The sequence below is a fragment of the Kitasatospora phosalacinea genome (assembly GCF_030268885.1).
GTDB classification, from domain to species: Bacteria; Actinomycetota; Actinomycetes; order Streptomycetales; family Streptomycetaceae; genus Kitasatospora; species Kitasatospora phosalacinea_C.
On the sequence record NZ_BSSA01000027.1, the window covers coordinates 31982 to 50970 of the forward strand.

Below are 18989 nucleotides of genomic sequence, written 5' to 3' on the forward strand. Positions count from 1 at the left end.
CCTCACATCGAACCCCACCCCCACCTGGGGTGATACGGATTGACGAGCAATTCGAACACGTGTTTGATCTAGGGGTGGGGTGCTGGGGAGCGCCGTAGTCGACCGAGGGGGCTGACGTAGAGCGGAGGTGGTGTGCGTGCCGGCCGTGCACCTCCACGTCGCCTCCGCGTTCAGCGCCCGATTCGGCGTCAGCCGCCCTGTGGAGCTGGCGCGTCGGGCCGCCGAGCGCGGGATCGCCGCGCTGGCCTTGACCGACCGGGACACCACCGCGGGCGTCGTCCGGCACGTGCGCGCCTGCCGCCAGGCGGGGGTGCGCCCGATCCTCGGCGTCGACCTGGCGGTGGAGCCCGCTGATCCTGCCCCCTCCCCCGCCGCCAAGGCGGGCACCGCGGCCGCGGGCGGCCGGTCGCCGGTGCGCGGCGGCGCCCACGTCGTCGAACACCCGCACCGCATCACCCTGCTGGCCACCTCCCGCTCCGGGTGGGCGGCGCTGTGCCGCCTGGTCTCGGCCGCCCACCTCGCCGACGGGCCGCCGGTCATCTCCTGGGCGTGCTTGCGTGAACACGCCGCGGACGGCGGGCTGCTGGCCTTGCTGGGGCCCGCCAGCGAGCCGGTGCGGGAGCTGCGCCGTGGGCGGGCGGATGCCGCGGAGCGGCTGCTCGCGCCGTGGATCGGGGTGTTCGGCACGCAGGTGCGGCTGGAGGCGGTGACGCACTGCACGGGCGGCCAGAGGCCAGGGTCGCTGCGGGTGGCGGCGCGCACCGTGCTGCTCGGCGACCGGGCCGGGGTGCCGGTAGTGCTGTCCGGTGCGGTCCGCTACGCCGACCCGGGGCAGCACGTGCTGGCGGACGTGCTGGACGCAGCCCGGCTGCTGCGGCCGGTGGACGGCCGGGCGGTGGACTCGGGGCGGCGGTGGCTGCTGGACGCCGCCTCGATGCGCGAGGCCGCACACCGGATCGTCGCGGCGGCCGGACTGGGCGAGGGCCGGGCGCTGCGGCTGCTGGCCGACACCTGGGCCGCGGGTGAGGAGTGCGCGCTGCAGCCGCACCGGGACCTTCAGCTGGGGCGGGCGCACCTGCCCGAGCCGCACACCGTCGGCGCCGGGCCCGGACCGGGTGCGGCCGGTGCGCAGCTGCGGGCGCGGTGCGAGGCGGAGCTGGTGCGCCGCGGCCGCCACCGGGAGCGGCGGGTGCTGGAGCGGCTGGAGGACGAGCTCGCGGTCATCTCGGCGACCGGCTATCCGGTGTACTTCCTGGTGGTTGACCAGGTGGTGCGCGACGTGCGGGAGATGGGGGTGCGGGTGGCGGCGCGCGGCTCGGCGGCCGGGTCGCTGGTGTGCCACCTGCTCGGCGCGGCGGTCGCGGACCCGCTGGAGCACGGGCTGCTGTTCGAGCGGTTCCTGACGCCGCGGCGCCTGGACATGCCGGACGTGGACCTGGACATCGAGGCGCACCGCCGCCTGGACGTCTACCACCGGGTGATCGCACGGTTCGGCCCGGAGCGGACGGCGGTGACGGGGATTGCGCAACGCTACCGGGCCCGGCAGGCGCTGCGGGCGGCCGGGCTGGCGCTGGGCCTGGAGCCCGATGTCGTGGACGAGGTCACCAAGGCGTTCCCGCACGTGCGGGCCTCGGGCATCCGCGCGGCGCTCGGAGAGCTGCCGGAGCTGCGGTTCCTGGCCCGGCGGGCGGAGCGCTACGGGCGGCTGTGGGAGCTCGCCGAAGGGCTGGACGGCGCGGTGGCCGGCTACGCCCAGCACCCGTGCGGGCTGATCGTCACGGACGCGACGCTGCTGGAGCGGCTACCGGTCCAGCCCGCGCCGACCGGCGGGATCCCGATGGTGATGGCGGACAAGGACGACGTCGAGCTCGGCCGGACCGCGGGCGAGGACGTGGGTGACGGTTTCGGGTGCATCAAGCTGGACCTGATCGGGATGCGCGCCCTGTCGGCGCTGGCCTACTCGGTGCGCGAGGTCGCCCGCACCACCGGCCGCGCCCTGGACCTGGACGACCCGGCGTCCGTGCCGCTTCAGGACCCGCTCGCCCTGGCGATGGTACGCGCCTCGGACACCATCGGCGTGCCCGGCCTCGAGTCCCCTGGGCAGCAGGAACTCCTCTCCCGGCTGGTGCCGACCACCGCGGGGGACGTGATGACCTCGATCGCGCTGTTCCGCCCCGGCCCGGTCGCCTCCGGCATGCCCGCCGCCCTCGTGCGCACCCGCCGCGGCGCCGCCCCCGCCTACCCGCACTCCGACCTCGAACCCGTGCTCCGCGAGACGCTGGGCGTGACGGTGTTCCATGAGCAGGTGATCGAGACGATCGCGACCGTGACGGGCTGCGACCTCGCCCTGGCCGAGGAGGCACGCCGGGCCCTGGGCGACCCGGCCCGCCGCGAGCGGCTGGCCGCCTGGTTCGAGACCGCGGCCGAGCAGCGCGGTTACGACCAGGCGGTGCGGTCCGCGGTGTGGTCCACCGTCAGCTCCTTCGCGAACTACGGGTTCTGCAAGGCGCACGCCGCGGCGCTGGCCGTTCCAGCGCTGCAGGCGGCGTGGCTTCGCGCGCACTTCCCCGCGGCGCACGTCGCCGGGGTGCTGGAGCACGAGCCCGGCATGTGGCCGGCCCGCGTCATCGTCGCCGACGCCCGCCGCCACCAGGTCCCGATCCTGCCCCTCGACGTCAACCACTCCACCGGCCACTACGAGCTGGAGCGCCACCAGGGCGTCTGGGGCGTACGGATGGCGCTGTCCGCGGTGCACGGCATCACCGCCGCCGAGATCCAGCGGATCGTCGCCTCCCGCCCCTACACCTCGCTGCCGGACCTGTGGGAGCGGGCCCGGCCGTCTAGGCCCGTCACCGACCGGCTGATCGCCGTCGGCGCCCTCGACCGGATCACCGGCCCCCTGCAGCGCCGGGACCTGCTGCTGCAGGCCGCCGACCTCCACCGCGACCAGCACACCCGCGATGCCACCGACGGCCAGCTCCCCCTGCCCGCCACCGGCCCGACCGGCGCCGCGGCCACGGCCGCGGGAGCGGGGCTGCCGGAGATGACCGACCTGGAGAAGGTCAGCGCCGAGCTGCTGCACCTCGGCGTCGACGTCAGCAGCCACCTGATGGAGCACCACCTGGTGCTGCTGCGTGAACTCGGCACCGTCAGCGCCCGCCGCCTGGCCGACGTGGAGGCGGGCACCACCGTGCTGGTCGCTGGGATCCGCTCCTCCACCATGGCCCCGCCCACCCCCACCGGCCGCCGGGCCCTGTTCCTCACCCTGGACGGCACCGACGGCATGGTCGACGTCGCCGTGTTCGAAGACGCCCAGGAGCACGCGGCCCGCACGATCTTCACCTCCGGGCTGCTGCTGGTGCGCGGCACCGTCACCCGGCGCGGCAGCCGCCGCGCCTCCGTCACCGCCACCGCCTGCTGGGACCTCACCGAACTCGCCGAACTGCGCCGCGACCGCGGCCTGGCCGCCGTCGCCGCCCGCCTCGCCGAACAACTCCCCCACCCCGCCGACCCGCCCGGCCTCGGCGCCGGCGGCGAACCCGGGCACCGCCCCGGGCCGCACCCGCCGGGCCCGACGCTGCCGCGCCGCACCGCCCACACCTCGCCGGGGGTGCCCGGGTGAGCGCCCGCCCCGGCACCGCGCCGACGGTGCTGCACATCCGCTTCCACCCGCCCGGCGGCGAGCCGGAGCCCGCCGACTACGAGGTGCTGCTCGACCTCCTCGAAGCCATCACCCCCGTCGTGCAGGCCCTGCCCCCGGACGCCGCACTCCTCGACATCTCCGGCGCCCTCCCCTACTTCCACACCGACCCGGCAGGCCTCGCCGCGATGATCCGCGCCCGCGCCCTGGCCACCCACTCCACCGACACCACCACTGCGGTCGCTCCCAACCCGCTGCTCGCCCACCTCGCTGCCCACACCCAACCCGCCGGTGCCCTGCGGGTGCTGACCGAGCAGCAGGTGGCCGCCTTCCTCGCCCCGCTGCCGCCGACCGCCCTGCCCGGCATCGGCCCGGCCGCCGCCCGCACCCTCGCCCAGCTCGGCCTCACCACCCTCGGCCGCATCGCCGCCACTCCCCTGCCCACCCTCCAGCGGGCCCTCGGCGCCGGCCCCGGCACCCGCCTCCACCAGCACGCCCGCGGCATCGACCCCACCTCCGTCGTCCCCGCCCGTCCCGAACCCGCCCTCACCGCCGAGCACCACTTCCCCGCCGACGAGCTCGACCCCGACCGCCAGCGCGCCGCCCTCCTGCACCTCGCCCACCAACTTGGCACGGCCCTGCGCGCCCGCGGCCAGGTGGCCGGGACGCTGACGCTCACCGTCCGCTACGCCGACCGCACCTGCTCCACCCGCACCCGCCGCCCGGCACAGCCCACCGACCACACCCCCGACCTCACCGACACCGCCTACCGCCTCCACCACTCCCTCGGCCTCCAACGCGCCCGCGTCCGCACTCTCCTACTGCGCGCCGGCGAGCTCGCGCCCGCGGGCACCGCCCACCGGCAACTCACCCTCGATCCCGCCCCCGACCTCGCCCGCCTTCACGAAGCCGCCGCCGATCGCGCCCGTCACCGCTTCGGCCACCGCGCTGTCACCCCCGCTTCTCTCCTGCCACCGCCCCCGCACGGCCGCTGGGAAAACTCACCTGCCCGAGAGCGGGCAGCACCCAGTTCCTGGGAACCTGACCACCAGCTTCAGTGATCTGGTGGGACCGGCCCGCATGGGGGCGCCAGCTGGTCGTCCCGGGTCATGCCGAACGCCACGAGAACCGGGGGCGACCGCGATACCGGCCTGGCCATCGTCCTGCCCCTGGCCGGTCGGCTCCTGAACGCATGCGCTTGCCCGCCGGGCTCCCCAGCTGTGCAGCGCGTCGGTATCTCCGCAGTCAGCGCCGTTCAACCCACTCGGGGGTTGGAGTCCTGTAGAGAGCAAGGCAAGAGCTGATGGCTGGTTCCTGCCGGGTCAACATGGGCACGGCAGGCCATTCGGGCCGAGCGGACGGTTGCCCGGTGTTGTCCGCGGACAACACCGGGCAACCGGCGCTTCAAGCGCGCCATCTCAGTCCCTCGCCCTCACCCGTGTCGCTGCCATCTGCTTGGCAGGTCGGTCACTTAAAGCGCTGTCGGGTGCCCCCAACTATCACCGGGGGCACCCGACAGCGCCGTGATGCGTGTTGTCCGCGGACAACACGGTAGGGGTCAGACGGAGGCGTAGAGCGCTTCGAGGAGCGCGGTGAAGCCTTCGTCGTCGAGGCCCGCCCGAAGGGTCGCGGCTTGTTCGGCGGCGGTCGCGCCCAGTGCCAGCACCAGGGCGCTGGCCTGGTTCTCCGGTTGGCCGTCAGAAGTGTCTTCTCGGGTGGGGGGTGTGTTGTCCGCGGACAACGCACCCCCCACCTCAGCGAGATCGTTAGTCGGCTCAGGGTTGTGGTGGGCTTGGTCATCAGCCGCGCGTTGTTCCGGGATGTTGTCCGCGGACAACACATCTGAAGGTGTGGGGGAGTCAGTGGCGGGCTGTGACTGCTGCACCGGTGAGGCCGCTGTGGGCGTAGCGCTGAGGGCAGTCGCTGCCAGGCCATCCAGTGCAGATGGCGACGGGGGTGGCGGCTGCGGGGCCTGGACCGTGTTGTCCGCGGACAACACGGCGTTCTTCGCCGCTTCGAGCAGATCCCTGGTCTGGCTACGGCGGTCGCGTTCTTCTGCCTTGAGCTGCTCAGCCAGCTCGAGGAGCGCCTCGCTGCTGAGCGAGGGGTCGTCCTTCAGCGCGCGGGCGAGACGTCGTGCATAGCGCTCGGCCAGGGTGCCGGCGATGAGCATGTCCTGGATGTCTGCTGGGAGGGTGAGTAGGGCAACCTGGTTACCAACCCAGGAGCGGTCTCTGCCGCGGCGGCGGGCTACTTCGGCGGCATTGCCATCGCAGGCCTGCAGGAGGTCTTCGAGACCGCGAGCGCGTTCGATGATGTTGAAGTCCTGGCGCTCGTCGTTCTCGAGCATCAGGTAGTCGATGAAGTCGGCGCGGGTGGCGGCGAGGTCGTCGCGGACGACGAAGTCGAGGTGCTCGAGGTTGACGCGCTGGGCAGAGCGGTAGCGGCGCTCGCCGTTGAGGATGATCCATTCGGCGATGCCGATGTGGGCTTCGTGCTCGGGCCACAGGGCGAGGTAGGCGGCGCGGGTGACGGCGACGCAGGCGGTGGTCTGCTTGCGGGCGAGGCTGTTGCCGAGGGCCTCTTGCTCTTGGTCGGTGCCGAAGTTGCGGCGCGGGTTGACGAGGCTGGGGCGGACCTTGTCGAGGGGCAGGCGCTGGAGTTCGTAGTCGGGGATGGCGCCTTCGGCGACGGCCTTGGCGCGTCCTCGTTCGCTGCGGGGGCGGACAGCACCGAAGCTGCTGCCGCCGCCGAGGCGGTCTGCTGCGCGGGTCATGAGGCGATCCTCCGGGCGATCTCACGCATGACGTCGGCCTGTTCGCTGTCGGGCGCGTGGGAGAGCAGGGGCTTCTTGACGCGGACTGCCTCGCGTTGGTCCTTGAGGTCGTGGACGATTGCGATCACAGCGGGTTCCTCTATGGCCTGCCACTCCTTGAGGGCGGAGGTGGCCACGAAGCCCTTGCGGGAGTCGTAGAGGTTGACGACGAAGCCGAAGTCGTGGATATCGATGCTGAGGTCGTCGCAGAGGGACTCGATCTGCTCTCGCAGCATGATGTAGGCGTCGGCAGAGGAGTCCTCGGCCTGGACCGGGATGATGAGGCCGGAGCGTCCCTTGGGCTCGCCGTCGCGGGTGCGAGCGTAGTAGAGGGCGTTGTCCATGGCGTAGCCGAGGCTGGGCGGGCAGTCGACGATGACAACGTCGAATTCGCGCTCGACGACAGCGAGCGCCTTCTCCAGGGCGGTTTCCTTGACGCGGACGTCGCGGGAGGTGACGAGCTTGGCGTCGAGGAGGAAGGCGTCGGTGCAGGCGGGAAGGACGAAGAGGCGTCCTTCGAAGGCTTCGCCGGGGACCTCAACGAGCAGGTCGCGCAGGTCGCTGGAGCGCTCGCCGGTCATGTTCTTGGCGAGGCTGTCGCCCTTGATGGGCAGGGGGTTGATGCCGAGTTGGAGGGTGAGGTGGCTCTGCGGGTCGAAGTCGACGATCAGTACGCGGTGGCCGGCTTCAGCGAGGGCCTGGGCCGTGCCGTTGGAGATGGCGGTCTTGCCGACGCCGCCCTTCTGGTTGGCCACGACGATGCGTTGCGGGCCGGTGGGGAGCCGCACCGGCTGGCGGCGCGGGTTGGCGTCGAGCCAGAGCCTGATCGCTTGGGCGAGCCCCTGGTTGTAGGGGACTTCGCGCTGGGAGCAGGCGATCCGGAAGGTCTTGTACAGGTCGGAGGGGACGTAGGTGGAGAAGGAGGTGCTGGCGGAGGTGTCGATCGGCTGGAACGGCCCGGCGGTCTCCAACCACGCGCTGACACCGGCGGTGACTGCGTCCTGGATGTCGACCCCGACGGTCGCGGCGCGGATCTTCAGTTCGCGGCGCAGCGCGGCAGGCAGTTTGGTAACCACCTTGTCGCGGTTGTCCGCCGAAGTCTCGGTACTCATGCGGGGAGTTTACTAACCAGCGAGAGCTTGTCACGTCACCGACTCACCACCTATGGGTGGTCTATGACGCTGTGTCTGTTTTGTCTCTCAATGTTGTCCGCGGACAACATCCTGTTCTGGCTGGCAGCGCCGCGCCATGGCTTGATCCACAATCCGTCGGCGGCAGAGGCGGAACCCAGGACTGAGCCGCTGCGGTAGGGCGGAGATTCAAGCACTTCGCCCTAAAACACAAAGAGGCCCTGCACCCGCGCAGGTGCGCGACTGCAGGGCCTCTGGCTGTCTCGTCGGTGGCGCGCCCTACAGCAGGGCGAGCTGGTCCTCGTCCGGCTCGGGCCCCTCCTCGGTGCGGGCGTCGGCGCGGACCTCGGCCTCTTGGTCGCGGTCGTTCTCCTTGTCGGCCCCGGCGTCGGCGGGCACCAGCTCCTCGATGCCGAACTTCTCGCCGCTCTCCGTCCACGGGTCGCCGTCCTCGGTGGCGGGGAGGTCCTCGGTGTCCAGGTCGAGGAGGGCGACGATGTCGGTGATGCTGCGCACCGGGACCTGCTTGCCGTTGCGCACCAGCAGGAAGGTGCGGGTGGTGTAGCCGCCGGCTCCGGCGGGGGAGGGGGTGCACAGCAGGTGCGCGCCGCCGGACAGGTTGCACGTCGCGGTGCCGTCCGGGTGGCCGGTCCAGTTGTCCGGCTTGGTGAGGCTGCCGCTGCTGGTGTCGAGGCTGTGGGCCTGGGTCGCGGCGCGGTGGGCGGCGTCGGCGGCGACCTCGCTGGCGAGCTGCTCGGTGGTGGGTGCCGGGGCGGGTTCGGTCAGGCGGTAGGTGTAGGGGGCGGGGGTCAGGCCGAGGCGCTCGCGCAGGGGGCGGCGGATCTGGGTGGTGATCTGGTCGGTGGTGACGGCGGCGAGGGCGGCGGCGGCGAGGGCGAGGGCGGTGCGGGTCTCGGTGGGGCGGGCGGCCAGGGCGCGGTAGGTGGTGAGGCCGGCGGCGGCCGCGGCGGCGGTGGTGGCGAGGTTGTCGACGGCGTCGAGGGCGGTGCTCAGAACGCGGGCGCGGGTGTCGGTCATGGGTGTTCCCTTCCGGGGCGGGTTCGGGGCGGGCCAGGCGAAGTGCCCGGCCCGGTGTGTGATGTCGGGTCAGCGGCTGGCGGGGCCGAGCAGGAACTGGATGTTCGCGCCGGGGGAGTCCTGGGTGCGGACGGTGAGCGCGGCCTGCGCCCGGTCGTGGGGGATGTCGATGCCGAGGTGCTGCCGGGCGGCGCGGCGTACGTCGACGAGCGAGGCCGCGGTGCCGTGCTCGGCGACGGCCAGGTCGGCGGCGGCGAGGGTGAGGAGGTCTTCACGGGAGGGCCCCGTGGGGGAGGCTTCGGTCAGCCGGGCGAAGGCGCCCCTCCACTGCTGCCGGGCACGTTCGCGGGCCGCGGAGGGCTGCTGCAGGTGGCTGGTACCGAGGCGTCCGCGTCCGGCCACCCAGTAGGAGACCGGGATCTCGAGGGCCTCGGCGAACAGGATCTCGCGGCGGGTCGACTCGCCGAGGTAGAGCCGGTCGTCGGTGACGACGAGGACCTCGTCGGCGGTGGAGATCTTCGCCAGGTGCAGGGCGTCGAGCCGGGCCTTGAGCTGCTCGGCGGCGGCGGGGTCGTCCCACAGCTCGTGGTGCTGGCGCATGTCGACGGCCGGGGCCAGGACCATGCGACCGGCGACGGTCTCCTGGAGCGCCGCCTCGGCGATGTGCCGCCAGAAACGGGTGCTGCCGCAGATCGTGACGATCGGCGGCAGCAGGTCACTGGGCTCGGGGGAGTATCGGGTGGTGGACGGCATCGATGTGCTTCCTTCCGGGACGGGGCCGGGGCGGGTCGGCCGGGCGGCCGCGCCGCCCACCACCGCGCCCCGGCGGCCGCACCTGGCGGGCGCGGTCGGCGGGGGCGGTGGTGGGCAGCGTCAGGGCCCGGGCGGGGTCAGCTGTGCTGGAGGCTGGCGGCGCTTTGGGCGGGCAGGGCGAGGAGGGCGGCGGCGGCCGTGCGCTCGCGCAGGGCCTCGGCGGCGGTGAGGGCGTCGAGGACGGCCCAGTAGAGCTCCTCCTGGCCGGGGTCGGTGCGGTCGAGGTTGTTCTCGGCGGCGGCGCCGACGCCGGCCAGGTAGACGACGATGTCGGCGGCCTCCCGGTGCAGGTCGAGCAGGCCGGGCTGGCACTCCAGCGGGCCGGTGAGCTTGCTCAGGGCGGCGCGCAGTTCAGCTTCGTGGTGGGCGCGGGCGTCGGCGAGGCTGGTCTCGATCTCCGCGGCGACGGCGGCCGGGTCGTGCAGGGCCATCTCGTAGCCGAAGCGGCGGGCGAGACGGTCGGGCAGCAGGCGGAGCAGGCTCTGGCGCACGGGTTCCTCCAGGGTCGGTGCTGGGCGGGTGTGGTGGTGTCCGGCCGGGCAGCGTCAGTGCCCGGACAGCAGGCTGAACAGGACGAGTGCGGTGATGCCGAGGACGGTCAGCAGGAGCCTGGGACTGATGGAGCGGCTGCTCTCGAGGCGCTGGATCTCCTGGTAGAGGGCGTCGCACTCGGTCTGCAGCCCGGTGTGGGAGGGGCTGCCGGGGGTGAGGCCGGACAGGGTGGCGGCGCGGTCGCGCAGACGCTCGCGCAGGGCAGCGATCTGCTGGTCGCGGGATATCGCCACGGGCACGGTGGGGCTCCTCGGAGGGTTCGGCGGATCTCAGCTGGACAGGGGCAGGCAGTTCGCGGGTGGGCCTACTGGTCGGGGCGGCTGGTGCGGCGGGCATCGCCGTCGGTGTCGACCACCAGCACGGTCTCGATCCGCGGTTCGGGAACGGTGACCTCGACCACCGGGGCGGGCACCTCGGCAGGGGCGACGTCGACCGTGATATCCGGCGCGGGGGCGGGCTGGACGGTGTTGACCACGGTGGTGTGGGTGGTGATCCACGACCCGGTGAGCGCGAGGGCGGCGAGCACCGCCCAGATCAGCACCGCCAGGCCCGCGGCAACCGGGCGGCCGGGACCGGTGCTGCCGTCCCAGACCATCGCCACCGTCAGCGCGCCGAACAGCACGCTGCCGAGCTGCACCCCGACGCTCGCGCCGCGCCGCAGCGCGAGCAGCAGGATCACGATCCCGGCAGCGGCCCACGCCTCGTAGAGGGTGCCGGGGCCAGCGGGCAGTTCGGCCCCGCGGGCGGTGAGGCTGCGGTGGAGCGGGTCGTTGACGGTGTGCCAGAGCTGGGCAGCCGGGTGGGCCAGGTGCTGCGGGTCGGCGCACCAGCGGATGACGGCCAGCACAGCCTGGGTGACGCCGACCAGCACGAACAGGACCAGGACCAGGGTGGCGAGGGCGGCCAGGACGAGCCCGGCGTCCGGCAGGTGCTGGAACGAGGCCGGGACCTTGTCCCGCAGGCGGTGGCGGGCACGGCGGGGCTGGTGCCAGATCACGTCCGGGTGCCCGCCCTTGTCCTCGTCTCCGCCGCTGTTGAACTGCGGCATCTGGTGGGCGGTGGTGGGGAAGACCAGGTCGTCGTCGGGGAAGTCGTGCTCGGGCTGGTCGGGGGTGTGCTGGGCGGTCACGGTGGCAGCTCCTCGGCTGTCGGCGGATCGGGCGGTGGCGGACGTACGTCCGGGCCGGCCGCCCGCAACGGGTGGACGGCCGGCCCGGGAAGGCGGGGCGGGAGGTCGGGTCAGCCGGACAGGCGCACGGGCATGAGCATGTGCCGGTAGTGCGCCTTGGCGCCGTCGCCGAGGCGGGGCAGCATCAGGACCGGCTTGTGCGGGTGGCGCAGGCGCATCTCGGCCTCCGGCGCGCCGAGCGACTTGAGCGCGTCGATCAGGAAGCCGGGGCTGAAGGCGATGCTGTCCGCACCCATGTCGCCGTGGGCGTTCACGGGGACGCGATCGCTGGCCCGGGCGTCGTCGCCGCTGCCCGCTTCGATGCGCAGCCGGTCGCCGTCGAGGGTGAGCAGGACGGGCGTGTTGCGGGCGGCGACCAGGGCGACGCGCTGCACGGCCGCGACGGTGTCGGCCACCGGCAGCGTCCACACCGCGGTCGGATCGATCCCGGCGAGGACGGCGTCCATGTTGGGGGCCTCGTGGCCGGACAGGATCCGGGTGGTGTAGCTGCGCCCGCCCGGGATGGAGAAACCGACCATGCCCTCGGTCCAGTGCAGGGTCAGCGGGTGCTCGCCGTCCAGCGCCCGTGCGGCCTCGGAGAGCGCGCGGGCGGGTACCAGCGTCTCGGCCGCCGCCGAGGCGGCGGGGTCCGGGCCTTCGCCCGGCTCCGGCTTGCGCCGCTTGTTGGCCGGCTTGCCCGGCAGGGTGCCGGTCGGGCGGACGGCCACCTCGCGGCGGGCGATGCGGTAGCGGTCGGTGGCGGTCAGGACCAGCAGCTCGCCGTCCAGGCGCAGCTGCACGCCGGTGAGCACGGGGAGGGTGTCGTCGGTGGCCGCGGCGACGACGACCTGGGCGACGGCGTCGGCGAAGGCGTCCGCGGGCACGGTGGCGACCGCGTCCGGCAGGGCCGGGAGTTCGGGGTATTCGTCGAGGGGCAGGGTCGGCAGGGTGAAGCGCGCGGTGCCGGAGGCGACGGCCAGGCGTGCGCCGTTGCCGACGAGTTCCAGGTCGACGTCGGCCGTCTTGGGCATGCGGGCGCAGATGTCGTTCAGCAGGCGGCCGGGGACCAGGGCGCGGCCGTCGTCGGCGACTTCGGCGGTGGTGGTGTCGCTCGCGTAGACCTCGTAGTCGAAGGCGGCCAGGTGCAGGCCGCCGTCGGTGGTGGTCAGCAGCATCCCCGCCAGGACCGGGACCGGCGGGCGGGCGGGCAGGGCGCGGGCGGTGTAGGAGACGGCGTCGGCCAGGGCGGCGACGGGCAGGCGCAGCTTCACGGGGCGGGGTCCGTTCCGGGAGAAGGGTCGGCCCGGCCGCGAGTGCGGCCGGGCCGGTGATGCGAAGTCAGGTGGTGCGGGGTGGTGTCAGGCGTGGAGGCCGAGGACGCCGTCGATGTACTCGGCGCCGGTGAGCGGGTAGCCGGCCATCTCCACCACGGCGTGGCCGGGGACGTCGGCCAGGGCGGCGAGCAGGCCCTCGGCGGTGAGGCGGCGGGTGCGCTCGGAGATCCGGGTGAGGTAGCCGGTGCCGCTGTCCGGCGCGACGGCCGCGGGCGCGGGCGTGGCGGCCGGGGCGGGGGCGCGGTTCAGGCGGGCACCGATCAGGTACCGGCCGACCGGGTACTCCTCGCCGGCTTCGCTGCTGTCCCGGGCGGGGGCCGGGGCGGCGGGCAGGTCGAGCGTGCCCTGCCCCTTGATCGCGGGGACGGTGGCGCGGGTGGCGCGAGTGGCGAGGGTGTCCTCGGCGCTCAGGTGTGCGGGGTCGGCCTGGGGGCAGACCAGCTCACCGCCGGGCAGGGTCTTCCAGTCGCGGTCCCGAGCGACGGCGACGACGTCCTCGGGGGACTCGTAGTAGCCGTACTCGTCGTCCAGCGGCTCGTCGCAGATCGCGCACCACGCGGAGTGCACGACGTGCGGACGGACGCTGGCGGTACGGGCCTGGCGCGGGCGGCGCCACGCGACGCCGTGGTGCAGCACCACGGCGTGCACGACGGCGTTGAACGGGCTGCCGTCGTCCAGATCGGTGGCCACCGCGTTGTGCTCGGCGGCCTCGATCAGGGCCTCGCCCAGGCTGGGCATCGGGATGATCTCGTCCATGCCGGTGAGCCACAGCGCCCACTCCTGGGCCTCGTCGCCGACGATGAGGGGCTCCTCGGCGAACAGGCCCCGGCGGGCGATGGCGGAGGCGGCGGAGGCGAGCACCGGCGCGGGCGCGGACGGGGCGGTGGTGGCGACGGTAGTGGTGGTGTGCGGTGCGGTCACGACGTCCTCCAGGCGGATCGCGGTGTCGGCCGGGCGGCCGGGCCCGCCCCCGGAACCCGCCGCGCCGCCCCGGCCGGTGGGCAGGGCGGGCACGGGGGTACCGGGGGCGAAGCCGGTCGCCCGGGCTCACTGCTTGTCCGCGATGCCCTGGAGTCGGACGCAGGCGGCGTCGGCGTCCTGCTCGGCGGCGAGCAGGAGCGGGTGGACGGTGAGGTGCTCGGGCCAGGTCCACCAGTCCGTCTCGCCGTCCGGGCCCAGGGCGGCCGGTTCGGCGGGGGCGGCCTGGGGGAGAGCGGGCAGAGCGTCGTCCGGCCGGGCCGCTGCAGGACGGCGGGCCAGGCGGCGGGCGAGGCGGTGCAGGGCGGCTTGCACGGGCGGGTGCCTCCTCAGCCGTTGCTGTTGGTGATGGATCCGCGCCACCCGGCTGACTGTCGGCCGATGGTGGTGGTGTGGTGCTGGGGCCGGTAGGAGAGCGTCAGGACGGTCCCGGTGGCGGTGGAGTGTTCGCCGTTCGCGGTCGCCGCGGAGCCGCTGGTACCGGAGGGGAGGGAGCGGAGCTTGCCGAGCAGACCGGCGACGCCCAGAACGACGGCGGCGACCAGTACCGCGGCCCACTTGAGGAGGTCGCCGATCTCGTCGGCGTGCGGGGCGATTTCGGCGACAGCCGCGCCGAGCATCCACACCGCGCCACCCGCCACCAACGAGGCGATGGAGCCGTAGAGGACGCATTGGCGTACCACGAGCGGCAGGCCCTGCTCGGCGGCCGGGTCGGCCACCGGCGCGGGGGCAGGGGCGTAGTTCATGGCGGCGATGGCTCGGCGGTGCTCGGCCAGGCGCGCATCCAGCACGGCCAGCTGCGCGGCGACGTCGAAGACGGGGACGGCGGTGGCCTGGCCGTCAATGAGCGCGGGCACGCACGTGGTGTCGCCGGGCTGTGCGGTGGTGGGGAGGGCGACGACCGTGCCGTTCTTCGGGAAGGGCACGTAGCCGGGCTCCAGGAGGATCACGGCCGAGGGGTCGAGGGGGTGGCTGGTGCCGGAGTCGGGGATCATGGCGGGCTCCTTCGCGAGGACTGCGGGGGTGGGCGGGAGGGGGTGGCGCACCCTGGCTGCGGGCTGCGGGCTGCGGGCTGCGGGCTGCGGGCTGCGGGCTGCGGGTGGCGCGTCGCGGTGGCTGAAGGCGGGAAGCATGAGGGCGGCAGCGATGGTCGGCCGAAGTCCTGCCGGGCGGGCGGCAGGAGGGCATGCTGGTGTGCACGGGAGGGGAGTTGCTGTGGGCTGGTTCTGGGATCCGTCGCCGCGGGTGATCGAGTTCGATGCGGTGATCGACGAGGACGGGGTGATCTGGAACGCGTTCACCGACGACGACGGGGTCTTGTGGATCGAGGACCTGGACGAGTCGTTGTCGGTCCGGGTGACGGGCGTGATCGTCGGCAACCAGATCCTCGACGCGTGGGTGCTGGACGACGGCACGCTGCGCATCGCGGACTGAGCGTCCGGCCGGGAACCGGGCGCGCGGGGGCCGGTGTGCCGTGCCGCCCACCAGGGCCGCGCCGTCCTCTGGCGGGGCGGCGGGTGCTGGTGGGCAGCAGAGCGCACGGGTCAGAGAAGGTTCCCGGCCTCGAAGGCCTGCAGCACCCGGCTGGCGTCGGCGTCGGTGAAGCAGCGGGTCTCGGCCCAGAGCCGGTCGCGGTACTCGGCGGGCGCGTACTCCAGCCCTATCTCGCGCAGGTCCTCCTTCTCCTCGTCCAGGAGGTCCTCGCCGACCTCGCCGGCGTCGAACGCGAGGAGCAGTCCGGTGAGCTGGCCCAGGGTCAGCTCCCGCACGTCGCGGTAGTGGGAGCCGTCGTCGGGGGCGATGGTGAGGGTGACCTCCGTCAGTTCCTCGGCCGGGGCGGTGGCAGGGTCGGTGCTGTGGTCGGCGGTGGTGGTCACTGGTGCTTCCGTTCTCGGCCCGTCCTGGGCCGGTTGTGTGGGGAACTCGACGGGCGGGGCCGGGCGTGGGCTGGCGTGGTGCCCGGCCCCGGGGTGTGGCCGCATCAGAGCCGGATGGCGGCCAGGGCCTGGTCGGCGGTCGTGATGCTGCGGGCCGCGTTCTTGCCGCCTCGCTTGGGGGCGGGCTCCTCGTCCTCGTCGTCGGGGTCGTCGCCGAACTCGCCGGGCTGGGGCGGCAGGGACCAGTCGAACCACAGGCCGCGGGCTTCGAGTTCGCGGATCTCGTGGTCGGTGAGGTGGTAGACCTCGCCGGGGAACAGGTCGTCGATGCCCTTCCTGAAGTCGGCGAACAGGGTGCGCAGGACTTCGGGCTTGCGGCCGGGGACGATCCAGCCGACGCCGCCGGTGTTGGAGTCGCTGGGCGGCTCGGCCTCACCGGCCAGGATCCGCTCGATGCGGCCTTCCGCCTCCTTGGAGAACGAGCGCGGCAGCGCGTCCGGGATGTACTCCAGCGCCACGCCCAGGTCCTTGAACGTGGAGGTGATGTCACCAGGCGCGAGCTTGAGGAGGGTCGGGATGCCGTTCTCGCGGATGTTCTTGAGCATCAGCGACGGGAAGCCGTGCTGGACCTGCGCGCTCTGGCCCGCGACGTCCTCGCCCATACCGTACTTGCGGCCCTTGACGGAGAACTCCTGGGACAGCTCGGAGATCTCGGCGCCGTAGTCGCCGTCAGCCGCCGCCGACAGGAACTCGTCCTGGAAGACGTGCAACGGCCGGTAGGGGCATCCGGGCAGCTTCGGATCCCAGTCGTGGACCCTGCCGTCCGCCCAGAGCATCGTGCCGCGGATCTCCATCAACGCGACCAGCGCCCGCAGCTGGCGCACCATGTACAGCGCGCCGACGCCGTAGCGGTCGCAGTGCGCGCCCAGCAGCGGGGTCTTCTCGTCCGGGGCCTCCGTTCCCAACCACAGCACGGCGCCGAAGTTGGCGTAGGCGGCCATCACGAGCGCCATCAGCTGGGTCTTGCCGCCGCCGGAGGGGGCGACGAGCAGGCCGTGGGCGGCACCGCGGTCGGTGTAGACGCGGCTGAGCGCGGGCTGGCCGTTGGCCAGATAGCCGGTGACCCACCAGCCGTTCTCGTCCGGGGTGAGGAGCTCGCGGGTGGCGGGGTAGACCTTGCTGAGCGGAGAGTCGTCCCACACCGCGACCAGAACGCGCTGCCCGTCGACGGTGGCGAACACACGGCCTTCGTCGTGGCTGGAGCCCATGGCGCGGGCCAGGGCGACGGGGTCGATGCGAGGCTCACCTGCAGAGTCCGGCAGCTGGGCGACCCAGTACGTCACCTCCTTGTCGTCGTCGCGCTTCTTGGTGATGAACCGGGAGCCGGGGATCGCGGCCGAGGCGACCTTGTCCTCCCACCGCTCGGCTTCGGTGGGGTCGGTGCGGCGGCGCTTGCGCTCGTCGGGGATCACCTGGACCTCCCGCCAGCCGGGGCCGCTCTGGCGCCCGGCCATCGCCGTGGTCTCCAGCAGCACCACGTCGCTCTCATGCACGGCGAACGCCGCCGCGACCGCGGCCCGGGTCAGGCCTGCGCCGATCGGGCGGCCCTGCTCGCTGGAGCGCAGCAGCATGGTCAGGTCGTGCGGCTGCCCGACGTGTGGGTGGGCGGCCGCGACGTGGGTGTGGCCAGCGCCGCCGGCTTTGCGCCACAGGGCGCGTACCTGCGCGCTGAACTGGTCGGTGGCGTCCAGCGGGTCGAGGACTTCCTCGGCCTGGGCCGGTGCGGGCGGCGCGGTGGGCAGCGCCTTCGCCTCGGGTGCGGGGGCGAGGGCGGGCCTGTTGCGGCGCCGGGTCTTGGAGATCGGCGCGAGGGCGTAGCACAGCAGGCCCCATCCGCCGGCCAGGGCGGCGTCCCAGTGCCAGCCGGAGATCTGGCGGGCGGCGAGGTCGACGGCCCCGGCGGCCAGGAGGGGGGACAGGCGCACCAGCCAGAGGCCTTCGCGCTTGGGCCGGGCCGCGACGATGGCGAGAGCGGCAGCGACGCCCGCGCCTTCGGCGGTGGCGGTGGCGACGGCGATCGGGTGGTGCGGGGGGAGGTTGGCCGCCCAGCCCACGGCGGGCGCGGCGGCGAGGTACACGGTGCGCTCCAGCTTCGTCACGAAGGCGGCCACTGGCAGATGCTCCTTAGGTCAAAGACCCCCTGGGGCGGGCCCGCGCAGCGGGCCCGCCCCAGGGGGTGCGGCGGTGATCGGCTGGTGGTGCTACTGGAAGAACCCCGGCTTGGGGGTGCGGTACTTGCGGCCCTTACGGACCCGGTGCAGCGGCCCGTACATGCGGGCGTGGGCGCGCTGCACGGCCACAGCAGCGCTCGCGGCCTGCTGCGCGTGCTCGAGCATCTGGTGGACCGCCTTGGCCGCGCTTGCCTGTTCCTTGGCCACGTCCTGGGTCATGGCCACGAACTGGCCGTCGACGTCGGCGTCAGCCAGGTTCCCGGCCAGGGTGGATGCCTCGTCAGCGGTCCTGCTGCACTTCTTGTCCAGGCCTTCCAGCTCCTTGACGGCCTGCTGCATCGCCTCGCTGAACACCTTCAGCGTGTGCTGCACGGCCTCGTAGTCGCTGCCGCTGCTGTCGTCCGCGCCGGGGCGGGGCCGGCGCCGCCTGCCGGTGTACACCGCGGCCGTCTTGGCCGCGGGCACCGCAGGCAGGTTGCTGCTCTGCTCGCTCATCCCTGTTCCTCTCCTATCTGTCCGAGGGGCCCGGTCACTGGTGGTGGACGGCTGCGGAGGCCTGCTCCAGACCGCCCTCGCGCATGGCGGCACGGTCCTCCTCGTAGACCTGTGCGACCTGTTGGGCGGCCTCGGTGGCCTTCTGCGAGGCGGCATGGACGGCCTGGGCCAGACGGCCCGCGTTCTCCGCGGTGCTGTCGGACAACGAGGCAAGGGCGTCCAGGAGCCGCACCAGCTTGCGCTCCAGGTTGTGGCTGCCGCTGAGCTCACCGCACATGCGCCTCCAGCGGTGCGCCCAGACGGTGAGGTTGTCCACCGCGTTCTGGACCTTCTCGGCGTCCTGGGACGAGTGGACCTTGATGTTGGCCATCGCGATCAGGAACTCGGTGAGCGTCACCGCGGTCTGGTGCTCGCCGGCCATGCCCGCGCCCGCCGCGCCCCAGGACCTGCGGGGCATCTGGCCACCGGAGCCCGCGGCACCTTCGAACGAGGCGGTGCTGCCGGACCGGACGGTGCCGGGCTGCTCGGTGGGGGGCTGAGGTGCGGGCTCCGCCGCGGCGGACACCTTAGAGGGCAGTTCGGTCACCACGATCTCCGCATCGGGGATGTCGTCTTCGCTCCTCGCCGCACTGCGGGGAGCCATGTCCGGGTTTCCAGGTGCCACCGTCTCCGGCTCCACCTCCGGACCGGGGCCGGGCGGGTGATCTTCGAAGCCGCCTCGCGGAGGCTTCCCGCGGCCTCCGGCAGCCTCCTTCTCGTGCAGTGCTCCCAGGTACCCCAGCCAGCCGTCACGGGTCATCGCCGCCCCGTACGCGTCGGCAGGATCAGCTGCCGGTGCCGCGCCGTGCTCGCCGCGGTCCTTGTTCTTGGCCGGGTCGGCTTCCTCTGCCGCCTCCTCCCGTTTCGGGGACGCCTCCC

The 18989-nt window shown here is 73.6% G+C and carries 17 protein-coding genes and 1 pseudogene; 3 read left to right on the forward strand and 15 right to left on the reverse strand.

Translation table 11 applies throughout. From position 1 onward, the window contains the following. Positions 1-136 precede the first annotated feature (136 nt). Positions 137-3622, forward strand: a complete 3486-nt coding sequence (locus QSK52_RS29740; RefSeq protein ID WP_285739301.1) for a PHP domain-containing protein — start codon at positions 137-139, stop codon at positions 3620-3622. Next, positions 3619-4701, forward strand: coding sequence for a DNA polymerase Y family protein (locus tag QSK52_RS29745; RefSeq protein WP_285739302.1), 1083 nt, complete (start codon positions 3619-3621; stop codon positions 4699-4701). Before QSK52_RS29740 ends, QSK52_RS29745 begins: the two co-directional genes overlap by 4 nt. A 497-nt stretch (positions 4702-5198) precedes the next feature. Here the strand turns inward: QSK52_RS29745 and QSK52_RS29750 are convergent, their stop codons facing one another. The 11 genes from QSK52_RS29750 to QSK52_RS29800 all read right to left on the reverse strand — a co-directional run bounded on the left by QSK52_RS29750 (position 5199) and on the right by QSK52_RS29800 (position 14463). Next, positions 5199-6416, reverse strand: coding sequence for a ParB/RepB/Spo0J family partition protein (locus tag QSK52_RS29750; RefSeq protein WP_285739303.1), 1218 nt, complete (start codon positions 6414-6416; stop codon positions 5199-5201). Then, on the reverse strand, positions 6413-7567 hold the full coding sequence (locus tag QSK52_RS29755; RefSeq protein ID WP_285739304.1) for a ParA family protein: 1155 nt from the start codon (positions 7565-7567) through the stop codon (positions 6413-6415). The genes QSK52_RS29750 and QSK52_RS29755 overlap by 4 nt, the downstream gene beginning before the upstream one ends. A 297-nt stretch (positions 7568-7864) precedes the next feature. Continuing rightward, positions 7865-8623 carry a hypothetical protein gene (locus QSK52_RS29760; RefSeq protein WP_285739305.1) on the reverse strand — a complete coding sequence of 253 codons (759 nt, stop codon included), beginning with the start codon at positions 8621-8623 and terminating at the stop codon, positions 7865-7867. Between the two features lie 69 nt (positions 8624-8692). Continuing rightward, a complete protein-coding gene (locus QSK52_RS29765; RefSeq protein WP_285739306.1) occupies positions 8693-9376 on the reverse strand; it encodes a hypothetical protein in 684 nt (227 codons plus the stop codon). A 137-nt stretch (positions 9377-9513) separates the two neighbouring features. Then, on the reverse strand, positions 9514-9927 hold the full coding sequence (locus tag QSK52_RS29770; RefSeq protein WP_285739307.1) for a hypothetical protein: 414 nt from the start codon (positions 9925-9927) through the stop codon (positions 9514-9516). 54 nt (positions 9928-9981) lie between these two features. Continuing rightward, complete coding sequence (locus QSK52_RS29775) at positions 9982-10227, reverse strand: hypothetical protein (protein ID WP_285739308.1); 246 nt, start codon at positions 10225-10227, stop codon at positions 9982-9984. A 65-nt stretch (positions 10228-10292) separates the two neighbouring features. Continuing rightward, complete coding sequence (locus tag QSK52_RS29780) at positions 10293-11117, reverse strand: hypothetical protein (RefSeq protein WP_285739309.1); 825 nt, start codon at positions 11115-11117, stop codon at positions 10293-10295. Between the two features lie 110 nt (positions 11118-11227). Beyond that, complete coding sequence (gene dnaN / locus QSK52_RS29785) at positions 11228-12427, reverse strand: DNA polymerase III subunit beta (protein WP_285739310.1); 1200 nt, start codon at positions 12425-12427, stop codon at positions 11228-11230. Positions 12428-12514: 87 nt separating this feature from the next. Next, entirely contained in the window at positions 12515-13504 is a 990-nt protein-coding gene (locus QSK52_RS29790; protein ID WP_285739311.1) for a hypothetical protein, read from the reverse strand. Positions 13505-13537: 33 nt separating this feature from the next. Continuing rightward, a complete protein-coding gene (locus QSK52_RS29795; RefSeq protein ID WP_285739312.1) occupies positions 13538-13783 on the reverse strand; it encodes a hypothetical protein in 246 nt (81 codons plus the stop codon). A 14-nt stretch (positions 13784-13797) separates the two neighbouring features. Then, positions 13798-14463, reverse strand: coding sequence for a hypothetical protein (locus QSK52_RS29800; RefSeq protein ID WP_285739313.1), 666 nt, complete (start codon positions 14461-14463; stop codon positions 13798-13800). A gap of 220 nt (positions 14464-14683) precedes the next feature. Here QSK52_RS29800 and QSK52_RS29805 point away from each other — a divergent pair, with 220 nt between their 5' ends. Then, the gene (locus QSK52_RS29805; RefSeq protein ID WP_285739314.1) at positions 14684-14902 is read left to right on the forward strand and encodes a hypothetical protein; all 219 of its coding nucleotides are present in this window, start codon (positions 14684-14686) and stop codon (positions 14900-14902) included. Positions 14903-15012: 110 nt separating this feature from the next. Here QSK52_RS29805 and QSK52_RS29810 read toward each other — a convergent pair whose 3' ends face one another. The 4 genes and pseudogenes from QSK52_RS29810 to QSK52_RS29825 all read right to left on the reverse strand — a co-directional run. Next, a complete protein-coding gene (locus tag QSK52_RS29810) occupies positions 15013-15345 on the reverse strand; it encodes a hypothetical protein (protein WP_285739315.1) in 333 nt (110 codons plus the stop codon). A 104-nt stretch (positions 15346-15449) separates the two neighbouring features. Then, positions 15450-17516: a chromosome segregation protein ParM gene (locus tag QSK52_RS29815; RefSeq protein ID WP_285739316.1), complete on the reverse strand. Its 2067-nt coding sequence runs from the start codon at positions 17514-17516 to the stop codon at positions 15450-15452. A 90-nt stretch (positions 17517-17606) separates the two neighbouring features. Next, on the reverse strand, positions 17607-18071 hold the full coding sequence (locus QSK52_RS29820; RefSeq protein WP_285739317.1) for a conjugal transfer protein TraB: 465 nt from the start codon (positions 18069-18071) through the stop codon (positions 17607-17609). A gap of 34 nt (positions 18072-18105) precedes the next feature. Further along, positions 18106-18989 (reverse strand): annotated as a pseudogene (locus tag QSK52_RS29825) (hypothetical protein); the annotation flags it as partial.